Source organism: Paraplanobispora takensis, from assembly GCF_016863195.1.
GTDB classification, from domain to species: domain Bacteria; phylum Actinomycetota; class Actinomycetes; order Streptosporangiales; family Streptosporangiaceae; genus Planobispora; species Planobispora takensis.
In genome coordinates, this window is record NZ_BOOK01000008.1 from 76,116 (window position 1) to 90,433 (window position 14,318).

The window sequence follows — 14,318 nt, forward strand, 5'->3', positions numbered from 1 at the left end:
GAGTGGACGCTCCCCCCGGCGCCCCCGCAGAGGCGGCCCCCGTCGAAGTGGCCGTCGTCGGAGCGGGCCTGGTCGGCTGTCTGGCCGCCTGCTTCCTGGCCCGCCGGGGGCACGCGGTGACGCTCTACGAGCGGCGGCCCGACCCGCGTGAGGCGGGGGCGGAGCGGGGGCGCTCGATCAACCTGGCGCTCTCGGCGCGGGGCCTGGACGCCCTGCGCCGGGTCGGCCTGGACGAGGCCGTGCTCAAGGCCGCGCTGCCGATGCCCGGCCGGATGATGCACGCCGCCGACGGCACGCTCAGCTTCCAGCCCTACAGCGCCGACGGCCGCCGGGCGATCAACTCCATCAGCCGGGCCGCGCTGAACCGCACGCTGCTGGAGGCGGTGAGCGCCCTGCCGGGGACGCGGCTGCGCTTCCGGCACCGGCTGACCGCCCTCGACCCCGACACCGGCGCGATGGAGTTCGCCACCCCAGACGGGAGCGTCACCGCCGTCTCCCCGGTGATCCTCGGCGCGGACGGCGCGGGCAGCGCGGTGCGGGCCCAGCTGCAGACCCGGCCGGGCTTCGACCTGCACCAGGAGTATCTGGACTACGGCTACAAGGAGCTCACCATCCCGGCCAGGGGCGGGGACTTCGCCATGGACCCCGGGGCGCTGCACATCTGGCCGCGCGGCCGGTCCATGATGATCGCCCTGCCCAACCCGGACCGCTCCTTCACCTGCACGCTGTTCTGGCCGCATCGGCAGCTCGCCGAGCTGGGCACGCCGGAGAAGGTCACGGCCCACTTCGCCGAGCACTATCCCGACGCCCGCGCGCTCATCCCGGACCTGGCGGCCGACTACGCCCTCAACCCGATCGGCCACCTGGTCACGGTCCGGTGCGCCCCCTGGACGGTCCGCGGCAGAGCCGCCATGGCCGGGCTCATCGGCGACGCGGCCCACGCGATCGTCCCGTTCTACGGCCAGGGCGCCAACTGCGGCTTCGAGGACTGCGTCGAGCTGGACCGCTGCCTGACGGAGAGCGGCGACGACTACGCCGCGGCGCTGGCGCTGTACGAGAGCCGCCGCAAGGTCAACGCCGACACGATCGCCCGCCTGGCCCTGGACAACTTCGTCGAGATGCGCGACAAGGTCGCCTCCCGCGCCTTCCTGGCCCGCAAGCGCGCCGAGCACGCCCTGGAACGCGCCCTGCCGGGGCGTTACGTCTCGCGCTACGAGCTGGTCTCCTTCAGCACGGTCCCGTACGCCGACGTCGAGCGCCGCATGGCCCGCCAGCGTCGCTGGACCGCCGCCGCGACCGTCACCGCGGCCCTCGGCGCGGCGGGCGCCGCCCTGGGCGCCGGGGCCCTGCTGCGCCGGTGGCGCAGGCCCGTCACGCCCGCGACGCGGTCACCGGGGAGCAGGACCGCAGGGCGGCGGTGAACGCGGCGATCGCGGGGTGGCCGGCGGCTCCGCGGCGGAAGGCGACGAGGGTACGGCGGCGCATGGGCAACGGGGTGAGCCGGACGCCGCCGGGCGGGTCGGCCGCGCCGAACTCCGGCACCAGCGCCACCCCTTGACCGACCGAGACCATCGCCAGGACCGTGCCGAAGTCGTCGACGTGATGCCGGGCCCTGGGGGCGAACCCGGCGGCCTGGCAGGCCCGCACGGTCATCGCGTGGCAGAGCGTGCCCGGTGTGGACAGGATCCACGGCTCGCCCCGGCAGTCCGCGAGCGTGGCCCCGCCCGCCGAGGCGGGGGTGGCGAGGTACATGGGCTCGTCGAGGAGGGGGAGGGTGTCCAGGGCGAGGTCGGGGGCGGCGGGGACGAAGTCGTACTCGTGGACCAGGGCCACGTCCAGGTCGCCGGCGCGCAGGCGGGGGGCGACCTCGGCGGGGTCGAGTTCCTCGACCATCGGTTCCAGCGCCGGATGCTCCCCGGCCAGGGCGGCCAGGGCCGGGGGAAGCAGGACCCGGGTGGCCGTGGGGAAGGCGCCGATCCTCAAGGTCCCGGTCAGGCCGGTCCGGGCGGCCGCCAGCTCCGCCGCGGCCTGCTCCAGCCGTTCGAGCACGGCCTCGGCGTGCCCGACCAGCGCGATCCCCGCCGGGGTCAGCACCACCCGGCGGCCGGTGCGCTCCAGCAGCGCCACCCCGGCCTCCCGTTCCAGGGCGGCCAGCTGCTGGGAGACCGCCGACGGGGTGAACGTCAGGGCCTCGGCCACCGCGGCGATCGTGCCCCGGCGGGAGAGTTCACGCAGGAGACGGAGGCGTCGGACGTCGAGCATCAGATCAGCTTAACGTTTCCGACAGAAACGCGAACTGGACCTGCATGGTCGGCAGCCGTCAGGCTCGGAGGCATGAATCTCTCCGGTGTCCACGTCCCCATGATCACCCCCTTCGCCGAGACCGGCGAGATCGCCGCCGAAGCGCTGGAGGCCCTGGCGCACGCCGTACTCGACGACGGGGCGGCCGGGCTGGTCGCGCTCGGCACCACCGCCGAGGTCGTCACGCTCACGGAGAAGGAACGCCGTACGGTCGTCGAGATCTGCGGCCGGGCCTGCCGGGAGCACGGGGCGAGGCTGACCGTCGGGGCCGGGTCGGCCGACACGCGCGGTTCGATCGAGGCGCTGCGCGCCCTGGAAGGCGAGGCGGACGCCGCGCTGGTCACCGTGCCGTCGTTCGTCCGCCCGTCCGAGGCCGGGGTCCTGGCCCACTTCACCGCGCTGGCCGAGCGGACCCCGGTGCCGCTGATCGTCTACAACATCCCCTACCGGACCGGCCAGTCCGTGGGCGCCGCCACGATGCGCGAGATCGGCGAGCTGCCCATGGTCGCCGGGGTCAAGCACGCGGTGGGCGGCGTCGACGCCGACACCGTCGCCCTGCTGGCCGACCCGCCCGCGGACTTCGCGGTCCTCGCCGGGGACGACCCGTTCTTCTCCGCGATGCTCGCCCTGGGCGCCCCCGGCGGCATCGTCGCCTCCGCCCACCTGCGCACCGCCCGCTTCGTGGAGCTCGCCGAGGCCTGGCGGGCCGGAGACGTCGCCCGCGCCCGCGCCCTCGGCCACCGCCTGTCGGTCATGGCGGCGGCGCTGTTCACCGAGCCCAATCCGACCGTGCTGAAGGGCGTGCTGCACGCCCGGGGCCGCATCCCCACCGCGGCGGTACGGCTGCCGCTCCTGCCCGCCCGAGCGGAGTCCGTCGAGGCGGTCCTGCGGCTGCTGTGAGCGTACGGGACGGGCGGGCCGTCAGACCCGTCCGGCCGGGACCTGGCAGCCGGGGCACCAGAAGAGGTTGCGGCCGACGAGCGCCTCGGTGCGCACCTCGCTCTCGCACACCAGGCACGGCATGCCCGAACGGCGGTAGACGTAGACCTCGCCGCCGTGGTCGTCCACCCGGGGCGGGCGGCCCATCGCCTCGGGCGTGTGCTCGGGCCGTACCGTGTCGATCCTGCCTGCCCGCACGCCGTCCCGCATGAGGACCACCAGGTCCGCCCAGATCGCCTCCCACTGCCCGCGGGTCAGCTCCCGGCCCGGCGTGGCCGGGGCGACGCCCTGCCGGAACAGCACCTCGGCCCGGTAGATGTTGCCCACCCCCGCCACCACCGACTGGTCCATCAGCAGGGCGGCGACGGAGGTGCGGCTGCGGGAGATCCGCCGCCAGGCGAGGCCGGGGTCGGCGTCGGCGCGCAGCGGGTCGGGGCCGAGGCGGGCGTGCAGGGCCTTGACCTCCTCGGGCTCCAGCAGCTCGCAGGTGTTGGGGCCGCGCAGGTCGGCGTAGTGCCCGTCGCCGGTCAGGCGCAGCCGCACCTCGCCGACGGGGGCGGGCGCCGGGGTGGGGGCGAAGGCGTACTTGCCGTAGATGCCCAGGTGCACGTGGAGCCAGCGGTCGTCGTCGAAGCCGAGCAGCAGGTGCTTGCCGTGCGCGTCGGCCTCCCGCAGCACCCGGCCGTCGATCCGCCCGGCCCCGGCGGCGAACCTGCCCTGAGGGCTCTCGGCGCGGAGGGTGCGGCCGGCGAACAGCCGCCGGTGCTCGGCGGCCAGGCGGTGGATGGTGTGTCCTTCGGGCATGGTGCAGGTTATCCGGTCTGCCGGTGCTGTCCGATCTCGGCGCTGTCCGATCCGCTAGTTTTGTCTGATCTGTCGGCGTCGCCGGGCGGGGGAGCGGCGGGCCCGCGCCGCAGCAGGGCGTGGACGGCCGCGGCCAGGGCGGCACCGGCGGCGTAGGCGGCCAGGTCGGGCGCGCCGAAGGTGCTGCCGAGCACCAGCCTGGCCAGCGTGCTCGTCTCGGACAGCGCGGCGGGCACCGGGGTGAGCTGGGCGAATTCCACCGCCCAGCTGAACGCCAGCGCTCCGGCCGCGGCCCTGACCGGCGTGACGCGGGGCCACACGAACACGATCAGCGTGTGGACCAGCACGGTGTAGAGGGCGTCCCCGCCGTACTCGCCGAACCAGCCGTCGACGGTCGCGCGCAGGGTCAGCCCGGCGGCGACGGTCAGGACGGCCGCCAGTGCGGCGGGCAGGCGGGATCGGAGGGCGGCGTGCACCGACCCACGATAGCGGCGCGCCCGGTGCGGGAGCCGCCGTCGGGGGAGCCGCCATCAGGAAAGCTGCCGTCAGGGGAGGCGAGTCAGGGGAGGCGAGTCAGGGGAGGCGAGTCAGGGGAGCCGCCACACCGCAGGGAGGGTCTTGGCTCCGCCCTCGCCGGAGTAGTCGTGCGAGACCTCCAGCAGCTCGCCCATCCGGGCCTGCCAGGCGATGTTGACCGGCAGATCGGCCAGGGAGGCCAGCAGCGCCTCGTAGTCGTCGCACTCGATGAGGTGGAACAGCTCCGGACCGCTGCGCCAGATCGTCCACTCGTGCGCGCCGGCCCGCCGGATCGCCTCCACCAGCTCGGCGGGGACCTCCCGGTGGGCCTGCTCGTACTCCCGCTCCCTGCCCGGCCTGATCCGGGTGTGCAACGCCACGCGCATGCGCTACCTCCGTTGGTCGAAGACCGTTATAGCAGTCATCCGACCAATCTTGCCTTTCGGGTTCAGGGCAGCGGAGGCAGGCGGGAGCCGTACAGCCAGGCCGCGAAGAACGACTCGGGCGAGCGCGGATCGTACTGCCGGGCGAGGTCGACGAACATCTCCGTGGTGACGGACCCGTGCCGGTTCTCCGTCGTCCACGTGCGCAGCAGTGAGAAGAACGCCAGATCGCCGAGGTAGGTGCGCAGGGCGTGCAGCGCCAGGGCGCCCCGCTTGTAGACGCGGTCGTCGAACAGGTCGCGCACGCCGGGGTCGGCGAGCACGAGGTCCTGGGGGAGGGCGGAGAGCTGGCGGTGCCAGTGGGCGGCGTGCGCGGTGGTCGACGGACCGCCGGAGACCTCCGACCACATCCACTCCGCGTAGGTGGCGAACCCCTCGTGCAGCCAGATGTCCCGCCAGTCGGCCGCCGTCAGGCTGTTGCCGAACCACTGGTGCGCCAGCTCGTGGGCGACCAGCCGTTCCTCGCCCCGCGCGCCGTCCACGTGGTTCGAGCCGAAGATCGACATGCCCTGCGCCTCGACCGGGATCTCCAGCTCGTCCTCGGTCACCACGACGGTGTAGGAGGCGAACGGGTAGGGGCCGAACCGCTCGGTGAACAGGGCCATCATCCGGTCCTGGCGCCCGAAGTCGTTGCGCGCGCGGGCGCCGAGCCTGCCGGGATGGAACAGGCGCATCCGGGGCCCGAGCTCCGTCGGCTGGTAGCGGCCGATCTGCACGCTCGCCAGGTAGGTCGCCATGGGCTCGGCCTGCTCGTACACCCACCGGACGGCCGAGGCCGCCCGCCGCCTGCCCGCCAGTTCCCCGTTGGCGACCACCGTGTACGCCGCGGGGGCGGTGATCTCGATCCGGTAGGAGGCCTTGTCGTCCGGCCGGTCGTTGCAGGGGAACCACGAGGGGGCCCCGATCGGCTGGCTGGCCACGATCACGCCGTCGTCGAGCTGCTCCCAGCCGAGCTCCCCCCAGTGGCTGGAGACCGGCCGGGGCGCGCCCGAGTAGTGGACCTCGACGGTGAACGGCCCCGGCCCGGGGCCCGGCCGCTTGGGCGTGAGGTGGAGCTTGCCGGCGCGATGGGTGAAACGCACCGCGCGGCCGTCGACCAGCACCGCGCTCACCCGGAAGGCGCCGAGGTCCAGGGAGAGACGCTCCAGCGGCCGGGAGGCGGTCGCCGACAACCGGGCGATGCCGCTCAGCCGGTTGGAGGTGATGCGGTAGTCCAGGAAGAGGTCGTAGTGCCCGACCCGGTAGCCGTCGTCGCCGTGCGCCGGAAAGTAGGGGCGTCGGGTGGTGGTGCTCTGAACCTGACTCACGTCCTTTGGGTACGCGCCGTCCATGCTGCGATCGGGTTGCCGAACCAGCGCGTCCCCCGGGGCACGGACTCGCCGCGCATCACCAGGGACGCCGGGCCGACCGTGGTGTTCTCGCCGATCGCCGCCGCGGGCAGGATCACCCCGTGCGGGCCGAGCGTCGCGCCGTTCCGCAGGAGGACAGTATCGATGCTCATGACCCGGTCGTGGAACAGGTGGGTCTGCAGAACGCATCCCCGGTTGACCGACACGCCGTCGCCCAGGGAGACCAGGTCGATCTCCGGCAGCCAGTAGGTCTCGCACCACACGCCCCGGCCGATCCGCGCGCCCATCGAGCGCAGCCAGGCGTTGAACGGGGCCGTCCCCAGCCACGGCCGGGCGAACCACGGGGCGGCCAGCACCTCCACGAAGTTGTCGGCGAGCTCGTTGCGCCACACGAAAGGGCTCCACAGCGGCCGGTCACCGGCCGAGATCCGCCCGACGAGCACCCACTTGGCGGCCGTGGTGACCGCCGCGGCGAGCACGCCCGCGCCCGCCGCCACGATCCCGGCCGACAGGGCCGCGGCCGCGAAGCCGTACATCGAGGTGATCCACGCCAGCGCCGCGGCCACGAGCACGGCCAGCGCGAGCGTGCCCATCGCCGGCAGGAGCCTGCACAGCTCCACCGCGGCGCGGGCGGCCTTCAGGTGCGCCGGCGGGTCGTAGGTGCGGCTGCGGTCGGTCTCCCCGGCGGTGCGGCGCAGCTCGACCGGGGGCATGCCGAGGTAGGACGATCCGGCCCTGGCCTTCTTCGGGGCGGCCGACAGCACCGCGACCAGCCCGTCCTTGGGGACCTTGCGGCCGGGCGCGGTCATCCCGGAGTTGCCGAGGAAGGCGCGCTTGCCGATCCGCACCCGGCCCACCCGGAAGAACCCGCCCTCCAGCTCGTACGGCGCGACCATCGTGTCGTCGGCCAGGAAGGCCCCCTCGCCGACCGAGGTCATCGACGGCAGCGCCAGCACCGTGGACAGCTCGGCGTCCCGGCCGACCTTCATGCCCAGGGCGCGCAGCCACACGGGGGTGGCCATGCTCGCGTACAGCGGGAAGAGCCAGCTGCGCGCCATGGACATCAGGCGGCCGGTGGCCCACGCCTGCCAGGCCTGGCGGCCGTGCACCGGGTGCAGCCCGGCGCTCAGCCCGATCGACAGCAGCCGCACCGTCACCAGGACGGTCAGCGCGAAGGCCGCCATGGAGGCGACGGTGGCCAGCGGTACGGCGTACAGAACCTCGGTGAGGGTGGTGCCGCGCGCCAGCAGCAGCAGGCCGGGTACGGCGGCGGCCAGCGGCAGGAGCCCGAGCGCCAGCGCGGAGACCCCGTAGACCGCCTCCCAGCGCCGGGAGCGCGGGGGACGGTCCGCGAACTGACGCGCCTTGCCGGTCCGCACGGCCGGCACCCCCGCCCAGCGCTGCCCGGACGGCACCGCGCCGGCCACCGCGGAACCCGGCAGGATCTGGGCGTTCTTGCCGACGCGCGCGCCGGGCAGGAGCGTGGAGCGGGCGCCGACCGTGGCGCCCGCGCCGATCCTGATCTCGCCGACGTGCACCAGGTCGCCGTCGACCCAGTAGCCGCTCAGGTCCACCTCGGGCTCGACCGCGGCGTTCCTGCCCAGCCTGAGCATGCCGGTGATCGGCGGCGCGGAGTGCAGGTCCGCGTCGGCCCCGACCTGGGCGCCCAGCGCGCGGGCGTAGTGGGTGAGCCAGGGGGCGCTGGAGATCTCGGCCACGCCCAGCCGTTCGGCCAGCCGCTCGGCGAACCACAGCCTCAGGTGGACCGCCCCGCCCCGGGGATGGGTGCCCGGACGCAGGCCGCGCAGCAGCGACCGCGCCCCGGCCGCGGCCAGGGCGATCCGCCCGGCGGGGGTGACGAACAGCAGGGCGCCCAGCGCGATCTGCCACCACGGCGCGGTCGGCGCCCACGAAACGCCGGAGAGGTTGCCGAACACGGCCAGGCCGACCACCCAGCGCAGCGCGCCCACGGTCAGCAGCGGCACGGTGAGCGCGGCCTGCGCGATCGCGGCCCGGCGCGGCATCGGCGCGACGGCCCGCTCCTCGCCCGCGGCCTGCGGGGCCTGCGGCGCGCCCAGGTGCGCGGCGAGCTCGCCGAGCGTCGGGTTGTCGTAGACGTCGCCGACGGTCACCGCCGGATAGCGCTCGCGCAGCGCCGCCACCAGCCGGGCCGCGGCCAGGCTGGTCCCGCCCTCGGCGAAGAAGTCGCCCGCGGTGACGCCGAGGACGTCGCGCCAGCGCTCCACCACCCACGGGTCGGCGTCCGCGGCGGCGTCCGGGCCGCTCTCCTGTACGGCGGAGCCGGGCAGCGGCCACGGCAGGGCGTCCCGGTCGATCTTGCCGGAGGTGCGGGTCGGCAGGGCGTCCACCAGCGCGATCCGCGGCACCAGCGCGGCGGGCAGCGCCTCGCGCAGCCGGTCCCCGGCCTCCCGCTGGTCGAAGTCCTCGCCCGCCACGACGTACCCGACGAGCAGCTGGTGCCCGCCGCCGGTCGTGCGGACCGCGGCGGCCGCGCCGGAGACCCCGGGCAGCGCCTGCAGGGCGGCGTCCACCTCGCCCAGCTCGATCCGGCGCCCGCCGAGCTTGACCTGCTCGTCGGCCCGCCCGCAGAAGAGCAGCCCCTCGGGCTCGGCCCGGACGAGGTCGCCGCTGCGGTAGGCCCGTTCCCAGCCGAGGGACTCCAGCGGGGCGTACTTCTCGGCGTCCTTGACGGGGTCGAGATAGCGGGCCAGGCCCACTCCGCCGATGACCAGCTCACCGGTCCCGCCCATGGCGACCGGTTCGCCGTCCTGGCCCACGACGGCCAGGTCCCACCCGTCCAGCGGCAGCCCGATCCTGACCGGTCCCTGCCCGGTCAGCGGCGCCGCGCAGGCCACCACCGTCGCCTCGGTGGGGCCGTAGGTGTTCCACACCTCGCGTCCCGGTACGGCCAGCCGCTCGGCCAGCTCGGGCGGGCAGGCCTCGCCGCCGAAGATCAGCAGCCGGACGTCGTCGAGGGTCTCGGCCGGCCACAGGGCCGCCAGCGTCGGCACCGTCGACACGACCGTGATGCCCATCTCGACCAGCCACGGCCCGAGGTCCATGCCGGTGCGCACCAGCGCGCGGGGCGCGGCGACCAGGCAGGCCCCGTACCGCCAGGCCAGCCACATCTCCTCGCAGGAGGCGTCGAAGGCCACCGAGAGACCGGCCAGCACCCGGTCGCCGGGGCCGATGGGCTCGTGCTGCAGGAACAGCCCCGCCTCGGCGTCCACGAACGCCGCCGCGCTGCGGTGACTGACCGCCACGCCCTTGGGCTTGCCGGTCGAGCCGGAGGTGAAGATGATCCACGCGTCGTCGTCCGGGCCCGGCCGCTCGGCCGCGGCGGCCTGCCGGCTCCACGGGTCGTGGACGACGATCTTCTCGCCCTCGGTGATGACCGCGGCGACCCGCGCCTCGGAGAAGACCAGCTCCGCCCGCTCGTCGGGGTCGTCGGCGTCCACCGGCACGTAGGCCGCTCCCGCGGTGAGCACGGCCAGGATGGCGACGTAGAGACCGGTCGTGCCCGACGGCACCCGCACCCCGACCCGGTCGCCGCGGCCGATGCCCGCCTGCCGCAGCTCACCGGCGAGCCGCTCGGCCTCGGCGCGCAGGCCGAGATAGTCCAGGCGGATCCGCCCGTCGTCCAGGGCGGTGGCGCCGGGACAGCGCCGGACGGTCTCGTCGAGGACATCGAGCAGCGTCCGCGTGGCGGGGGCCGGCCCTCCGGGGAAGAGCGCCCGCGCAGGCGTGGGCTTCACGGGCGCATGCTCGATGAGGGCGGGGGCTGAGTGCAAAACGGTTCTCCAGGTCGCATGATCGTGACTCCCGTCAGATTGCGCGCGGTCTCATGCCGGCCTGGGACGCCACTCGCTGCCTCATACCTCAACGGCGACCGGCGGCGTGGCTATTCCTGTGCCTGAAGTGAGATTCCTCATCTTGCGATTATGCTGCGCTGTAATGGCGTAGCTACTCAAAGTGATATAGCATCATTCCCGGGTAAATAGCCAGAAACCTCCCATCTGTGTGGTTAGCACGCATTTACCGTTCTTCCGAGGAAGTTGGTCGCTATGGGAAGTCTTGCCTTTTCCGAGGCTGGTCCTGCCGCTGCGGTCCCGCCGGTGCTCATGCCGCCTGCCGCGCTCCCGCCGGAGATAGAACCCGTGCGGCCACTCCCTCCCGCGTCCCTGCCCCCGGCCGTCCTCCCCTCACGCGCCGTCGACCTGAAGCTCGTGGTCGGCTCCGGTACGGAGCAGACGATCGTCACACTCGTCGGAGACCTGACGATGTCGACGGCCTGCATCCTCGGCGGCGTGCTGACCGAGCTGGTGGACGAGGGCCACCGCTTCCTCATCCTCGACGCCAGCGCGCTCGACTCCTGCGACGGCGCCGGATGGAACCTGCTGCTGGGCATCCGCTGGCGGCTCGCCACGGTCTCCGGCCACCTGAGAATCATCGGACTGCCTCCACGGCTGGCGCGTCTGTGCACCCAGATGGAGCTGGCCGAGGTGTTCGGAGTCGGCGCGGCCTAGAGTGCGTTTTTCCGGATCCTCGCCGTAGCGGGGATCCGGAGAACACACCCCGGACGGGTGAATCCCGGACCCGTCTGTCGTTCCGAGGCTCACTCCTGGTCGAAGTAGACCATCGCGTGGTCGCCGACGGGCCGGTAACCCAGGGCCTGGTAGATCGAGTTCGAGGTGGGGTTGGCCAGGTCGGTGAAGAGCAGCACGTACCCGGCTCCCCGCTCCAGGGCGATCCGCGTGGCGGCGTGGGTCACGGCGGCGCCGTACCCGCGCCGCCGGAAACCCGGCGGGGTGTAGACGGGACCGATACGCGACATCCCGGCGATCGGCGTGGAGAACCCGGCCAGCGCCACCGGCGACCGGGCGGCCTCCCACAGCACCAGCTCCCGGTCGAGGATCCGGGTCTCCACCCGGGCGGCGATGTCGTCGTCGAGACCGCCGGGCTCGGCCTCGGCGAAGAACGCGTGGTGCCATCCGGCGACCAGGTCGAGATCGTCGCGATCGGCCAGGCGGGCGGTCCCGGCGGTCCCGGCGGCCGCGGCGTCCCGGAGCGTGCCCAGGCGGTACAGCCGCATGGACATCCGCTCCCGCGCGGGCCTGCCCCACGCCGCGGCGAACGACTCGACCTGGGGCACGGGCCCGTCCACACCCGACAGATCACGACCACGCAGCGCCTCGGCGAGCGGGGCCACCGCCTCATCGGGCAGATCGGACAGCAGGAGCGGATAGGGAGGAGTGTGCAGCGCGACGCCGCACACCTCCCGGCCGGATCCGCCGGAGACCAGCCAGCCCAGGAGCACCCCGTCACTCCACACCCCGCGGCGCATCCGCGCCAGCACGGTCAGCGGCACCGTGGCGCGCACCGGGTCACCGCGGAGCCATTCCTCGGCCGCCGCGGGGAAGTCGGTGACGTCCGTGGCGAAGAGCCACCTCATGCCCGAAGTGTGCCACCGCCCACCCGACGAGGCGAGCCCCCTTCGCAAGAGCCGTCACGGAGCGAGCAGGGGACCCGTCGCGGAGGTCATCCCGCCAGGGCGCCCCTGTCCGGGATCATCACAGAATCCTGTTGATCACCTGCCGGTGAGAGCGGTGATGCCGGTGGCGAGGGCGTCTACAGCGGCGGCGGTCTGTTCGGTCGGCAGGGCGCCGAAGCCGACGAGGAATCCCGTGACCGGCCCGGGGTTCTGGTAGGAGCGGCGCAGCGAGGCGACGAGAATCCCGTGCCGAAGGAGGGCGTGGGCCGGGTCGTCCTGCGACGCCGTGTCCGGGCCGACCACGGCCAGGTGCAGACCGGCGTGGGTTTGCAACGGCCGGTAATCCGCCGGGAGCCGGTCGAGCAGTTCGCGGTAGACGCGGTGGAAGCGCGGAGTGTAGGCCGCCCGCACCCGCCGCAGGTGGCGGCCCAGATGGCCTCCGTCGACGAAGCCGGTCAGCGCCTCCTGGGTGGCCGGCGGGGGGCACCAGTCGATCGCCTGGCGTACGGCGACGATGGCCGGGACCAGCGTCACGGGGGCGGCCAGGAACCCCATCCGCAACGCGGGACTCAGGATCTTGCTGAAGGTGCCGACGTAGATCACACGTCCGTCCCGGTCGAGGCGGTGCAGGGGTTCGAGCGGGCGCGTAGTGTGCCGGAACTCGCTGTCGTAGTCGTCTTCCACTATGGCCGCGCCGTGCCGGCCCGCCCAGTGCAGCAGCTCCAGCCGGCGACGGCGGGACAGAACCACGCCGAGCGGGTACTGGTGCGACGGCGTGACATACACCAGACGCGCGGCCGGGGGGATCGCGTCGACCACGATGCCGTGTTCGTCGACCGGCACGCCTACCGCGTCGACGCCGTGGGAGCGCAGCAGTTCCCGCACCGGCGGATACCCGGGCTCTTCCACGCCGGCCACGTCGCCGGGGGAGAGCAGGACCCTGGCCACGAGGTCGATCGCGTGCCCGGTGCCAGCGGTCACCACCATCTGCTCCGGCGTCAGGGTGATGCCCCGCGAACTGGCCAGCCAGCGCGACAACGCTGCGCGCAGGTCGAAGGTCCCGGCGGGGTCGCCGTACTGGGCCGAGACTCGGCGCAGGCCGGACAGCACGCACCGGCGCCACACGACGGCGGGGAACAGGCGCGGGTCGACCCGGCCGGGCCGCAGGTCGAAGGCGGCCTCGGCCTGCGGGTCGTCGTCGTAGCGCCGAAGCGCCGCGCTGCGCGGCGTCGGGGCGAGCGCACCGGGCGGCGGGCTCCGCGGGTATGACCCGTGCCCGCCGGCGACGACGGTACCGCCGCCGGCCCGGCCTTCGATGTACCCCTCCGCCGCCAGAGACTCGTAGGCGTCCGTGACCGTCGAGCGGGCGATGCCGAGTTCGGCGGACACAGCCCGCGACGGCGTCAGGCGCTCGCCCGGGCCCAGCCGGCCGCTCAGGATCGCGTCACGGATCTGTTCGTACAACTGCCGGGTCACGCTGCGGTCAGCGTCGGGATCGATGAACAGCTCCATCGCCCACTCCAACTTGGTCTGGCCGGGAGTGCTGTGCTTGGACCTGTTGAGGAGGCCATGTTCACCGTAGCGTCGAAGACGGTGCAGCCCGCGACGAACGGTGAAGCTGATCCGAAACAGCTCCGAAGCAGCCGAACGCTTGGCTCGCACCTCATCGGGAGTGCACCCGCTCCGCTCACGGTCCGGTGCGGATCACCGGCGTGACCGGCGAGGGAGCGACCCCGATGACATGGGAAAACATCCACGACGGCCCCTGACGCGGCCGCGGCGACGCTCTCGACGGGCGTCCCCGCGATCCAGGCTCCCATGCCCGGGCGAACGGCGGCGGGGAGTGCCGCGCCGAGGCGGCAGAAGGGAACTGACATGCGTACCTGGCGAAAACTGTCCAAGCTCGCGGCCGTGACCACGCTGGCCGGAGGCCTCGCGTTCACCGGAGCCTCGGCGGCGGTCGCCGACGGCGGTCCGGCCCACGAGAAGAGCGCCGCGCTCGCCTGCGGCGGCAACGTGTTCCTCGACGGCATCCGGGCCCTTGCGACCAGCGAGAACGGCCGCGACGAGGTCTATCTCGAGGCCGATGGCGCCAAGATCTGGCCGGCGGGCGGGAGCTACGTGTCGATGACCGCAGGCCAGCGGGTCGAGGTGGACAAGTGCGTCCGCCCCCAGGCCGCGCTGCGCCTCATCGAGGTGGACGACCTCGATCCCAACGACGTCATCGGCAGGGTCATCCTGCAAGGGGATGTGACCAGGGACTACGAGTTCTGCTGCGGCGACGGGGGCCGATACCGGATCGGGGCCGTCCGGTAGTCCTCCCCTCCGCCCCATAGATCGCGGGCGGGCCGGTTCCCACCGGCCCGCCCGCCGAGATCTTCAGGACACTCCTGGCGGCCGTTCGGCGGGGAGGTGCCTCCACCGCTCGCCGTCGCCGTGAGGTCCGGGCCGGCC

General features: G+C 73.8%; 12 protein-coding genes. 4 read left to right on the forward strand and 8 right to left on the reverse strand.

The features are described from left to right. Window positions 1–2: 2 nt before the first annotated feature. Window positions 3–1,421, forward strand: coding sequence for an FAD-dependent oxidoreductase (locus tag Pta02_RS07090; RefSeq protein WP_203873881.1), 1,419 nt, complete (start codon window positions 3–5; stop codon window positions 1,419–1,421). Here the strand turns inward: Pta02_RS07090 and Pta02_RS07095 are convergent. Further along, window positions 1,372–2,262, reverse strand: a complete 891-nt coding sequence (locus tag Pta02_RS07095; protein WP_203873882.1) for a LysR family transcriptional regulator — start codon at window positions 2,260–2,262, stop codon at window positions 1,372–1,374. The genes Pta02_RS07090 and Pta02_RS07095 overlap by 50 nt on opposite strands. A gap of 72 nt (window positions 2,263–2,334) precedes the next feature. Here Pta02_RS07095 and Pta02_RS07100 point away from each other — a divergent pair, with 72 nt between their 5' ends. After that, a complete protein-coding gene (locus Pta02_RS07100; protein WP_203873883.1) occupies window positions 2,335–3,201 on the forward strand; it encodes a dihydrodipicolinate synthase family protein in 867 nt (288 codons plus the stop codon). A gap of 21 nt (window positions 3,202–3,222) precedes the next feature. Here Pta02_RS07100 and Pta02_RS07105 read toward each other — a convergent pair whose 3' ends face one another. The 5 genes from Pta02_RS07105 to Pta02_RS07125 all read right to left on the reverse strand — a co-directional run bounded on the left by Pta02_RS07105 (window position 3,223) and on the right by Pta02_RS07125 (window position 10,128). Next, window positions 3,223–4,044, reverse strand: coding sequence for an Fpg/Nei family DNA glycosylase (locus tag Pta02_RS07105; RefSeq protein WP_203873884.1), 822 nt, complete (start codon window positions 4,042–4,044; stop codon window positions 3,223–3,225). Between the two features lie 8 nt (window positions 4,045–4,052). After that, window positions 4,053–4,520, reverse strand: a complete 468-nt coding sequence (locus Pta02_RS07110; protein ID WP_203873885.1) for a ribosomal maturation YjgA family protein — start codon at window positions 4,518–4,520, stop codon at window positions 4,053–4,055. A 111-nt stretch (window positions 4,521–4,631) separates the two neighbouring features. Next, window positions 4,632–4,946: an L-rhamnose mutarotase gene (locus Pta02_RS07115; protein WP_203873886.1), complete on the reverse strand. Its 315-nt coding sequence runs from the start codon at window positions 4,944–4,946 to the stop codon at window positions 4,632–4,634. A gap of 62 nt (window positions 4,947–5,008) precedes the next feature. Next, window positions 5,009–6,310, reverse strand: coding sequence for a M1 family metallopeptidase (locus Pta02_RS07120; RefSeq protein ID WP_239129788.1), 1,302 nt, complete (start codon window positions 6,308–6,310; stop codon window positions 5,009–5,011). Beyond that, a complete protein-coding gene (locus Pta02_RS07125; RefSeq protein WP_239129791.1) occupies window positions 6,307–10,128 on the reverse strand; it encodes a Pls/PosA family non-ribosomal peptide synthetase in 3,822 nt (1,273 codons plus the stop codon). Before Pta02_RS07125 ends, Pta02_RS07120 begins: the two co-directional genes overlap by 4 nt. A gap of 402 nt (window positions 10,129–10,530) precedes the next feature. Here Pta02_RS07125 and Pta02_RS07130 point away from each other — a divergent pair, with 402 nt between their 5' ends. Beyond that, complete coding sequence (locus Pta02_RS07130; RefSeq protein ID WP_203873888.1) at window positions 10,531–10,899, forward strand: STAS domain-containing protein; 369 nt, start codon at window positions 10,531–10,533, stop codon at window positions 10,897–10,899. A gap of 89 nt (window positions 10,900–10,988) precedes the next feature. Here Pta02_RS07130 and Pta02_RS07135 read toward each other — a convergent pair whose 3' ends face one another. Next, window positions 10,989–11,825 carry a GNAT family N-acetyltransferase gene (locus Pta02_RS07135; RefSeq protein ID WP_203873889.1) on the reverse strand — a complete coding sequence of 279 codons (837 nt, stop codon included), beginning with the start codon at window positions 11,823–11,825 and terminating at the stop codon, window positions 10,989–10,991. Between the two features lie 135 nt (window positions 11,826–11,960). Next, window positions 11,961–13,376, reverse strand: a complete 1,416-nt coding sequence (pdxR, locus tag Pta02_RS07140) for a MocR-like pyridoxine biosynthesis transcription factor PdxR (RefSeq protein WP_203873890.1) — start codon at window positions 13,374–13,376, stop codon at window positions 11,961–11,963. Between the two features lie 363 nt (window positions 13,377–13,739). On the opposite strand from pdxR, the gene Pta02_RS07145 reads away from it, so the two are divergent. Beyond that, on the forward strand, window positions 13,740–14,180 hold the full coding sequence (locus Pta02_RS07145; protein WP_203873891.1) for a hypothetical protein: 441 nt from the start codon (window positions 13,740–13,742) through the stop codon (window positions 14,178–14,180). Window positions 14,181–14,318 lie beyond the last annotated feature (138 nt).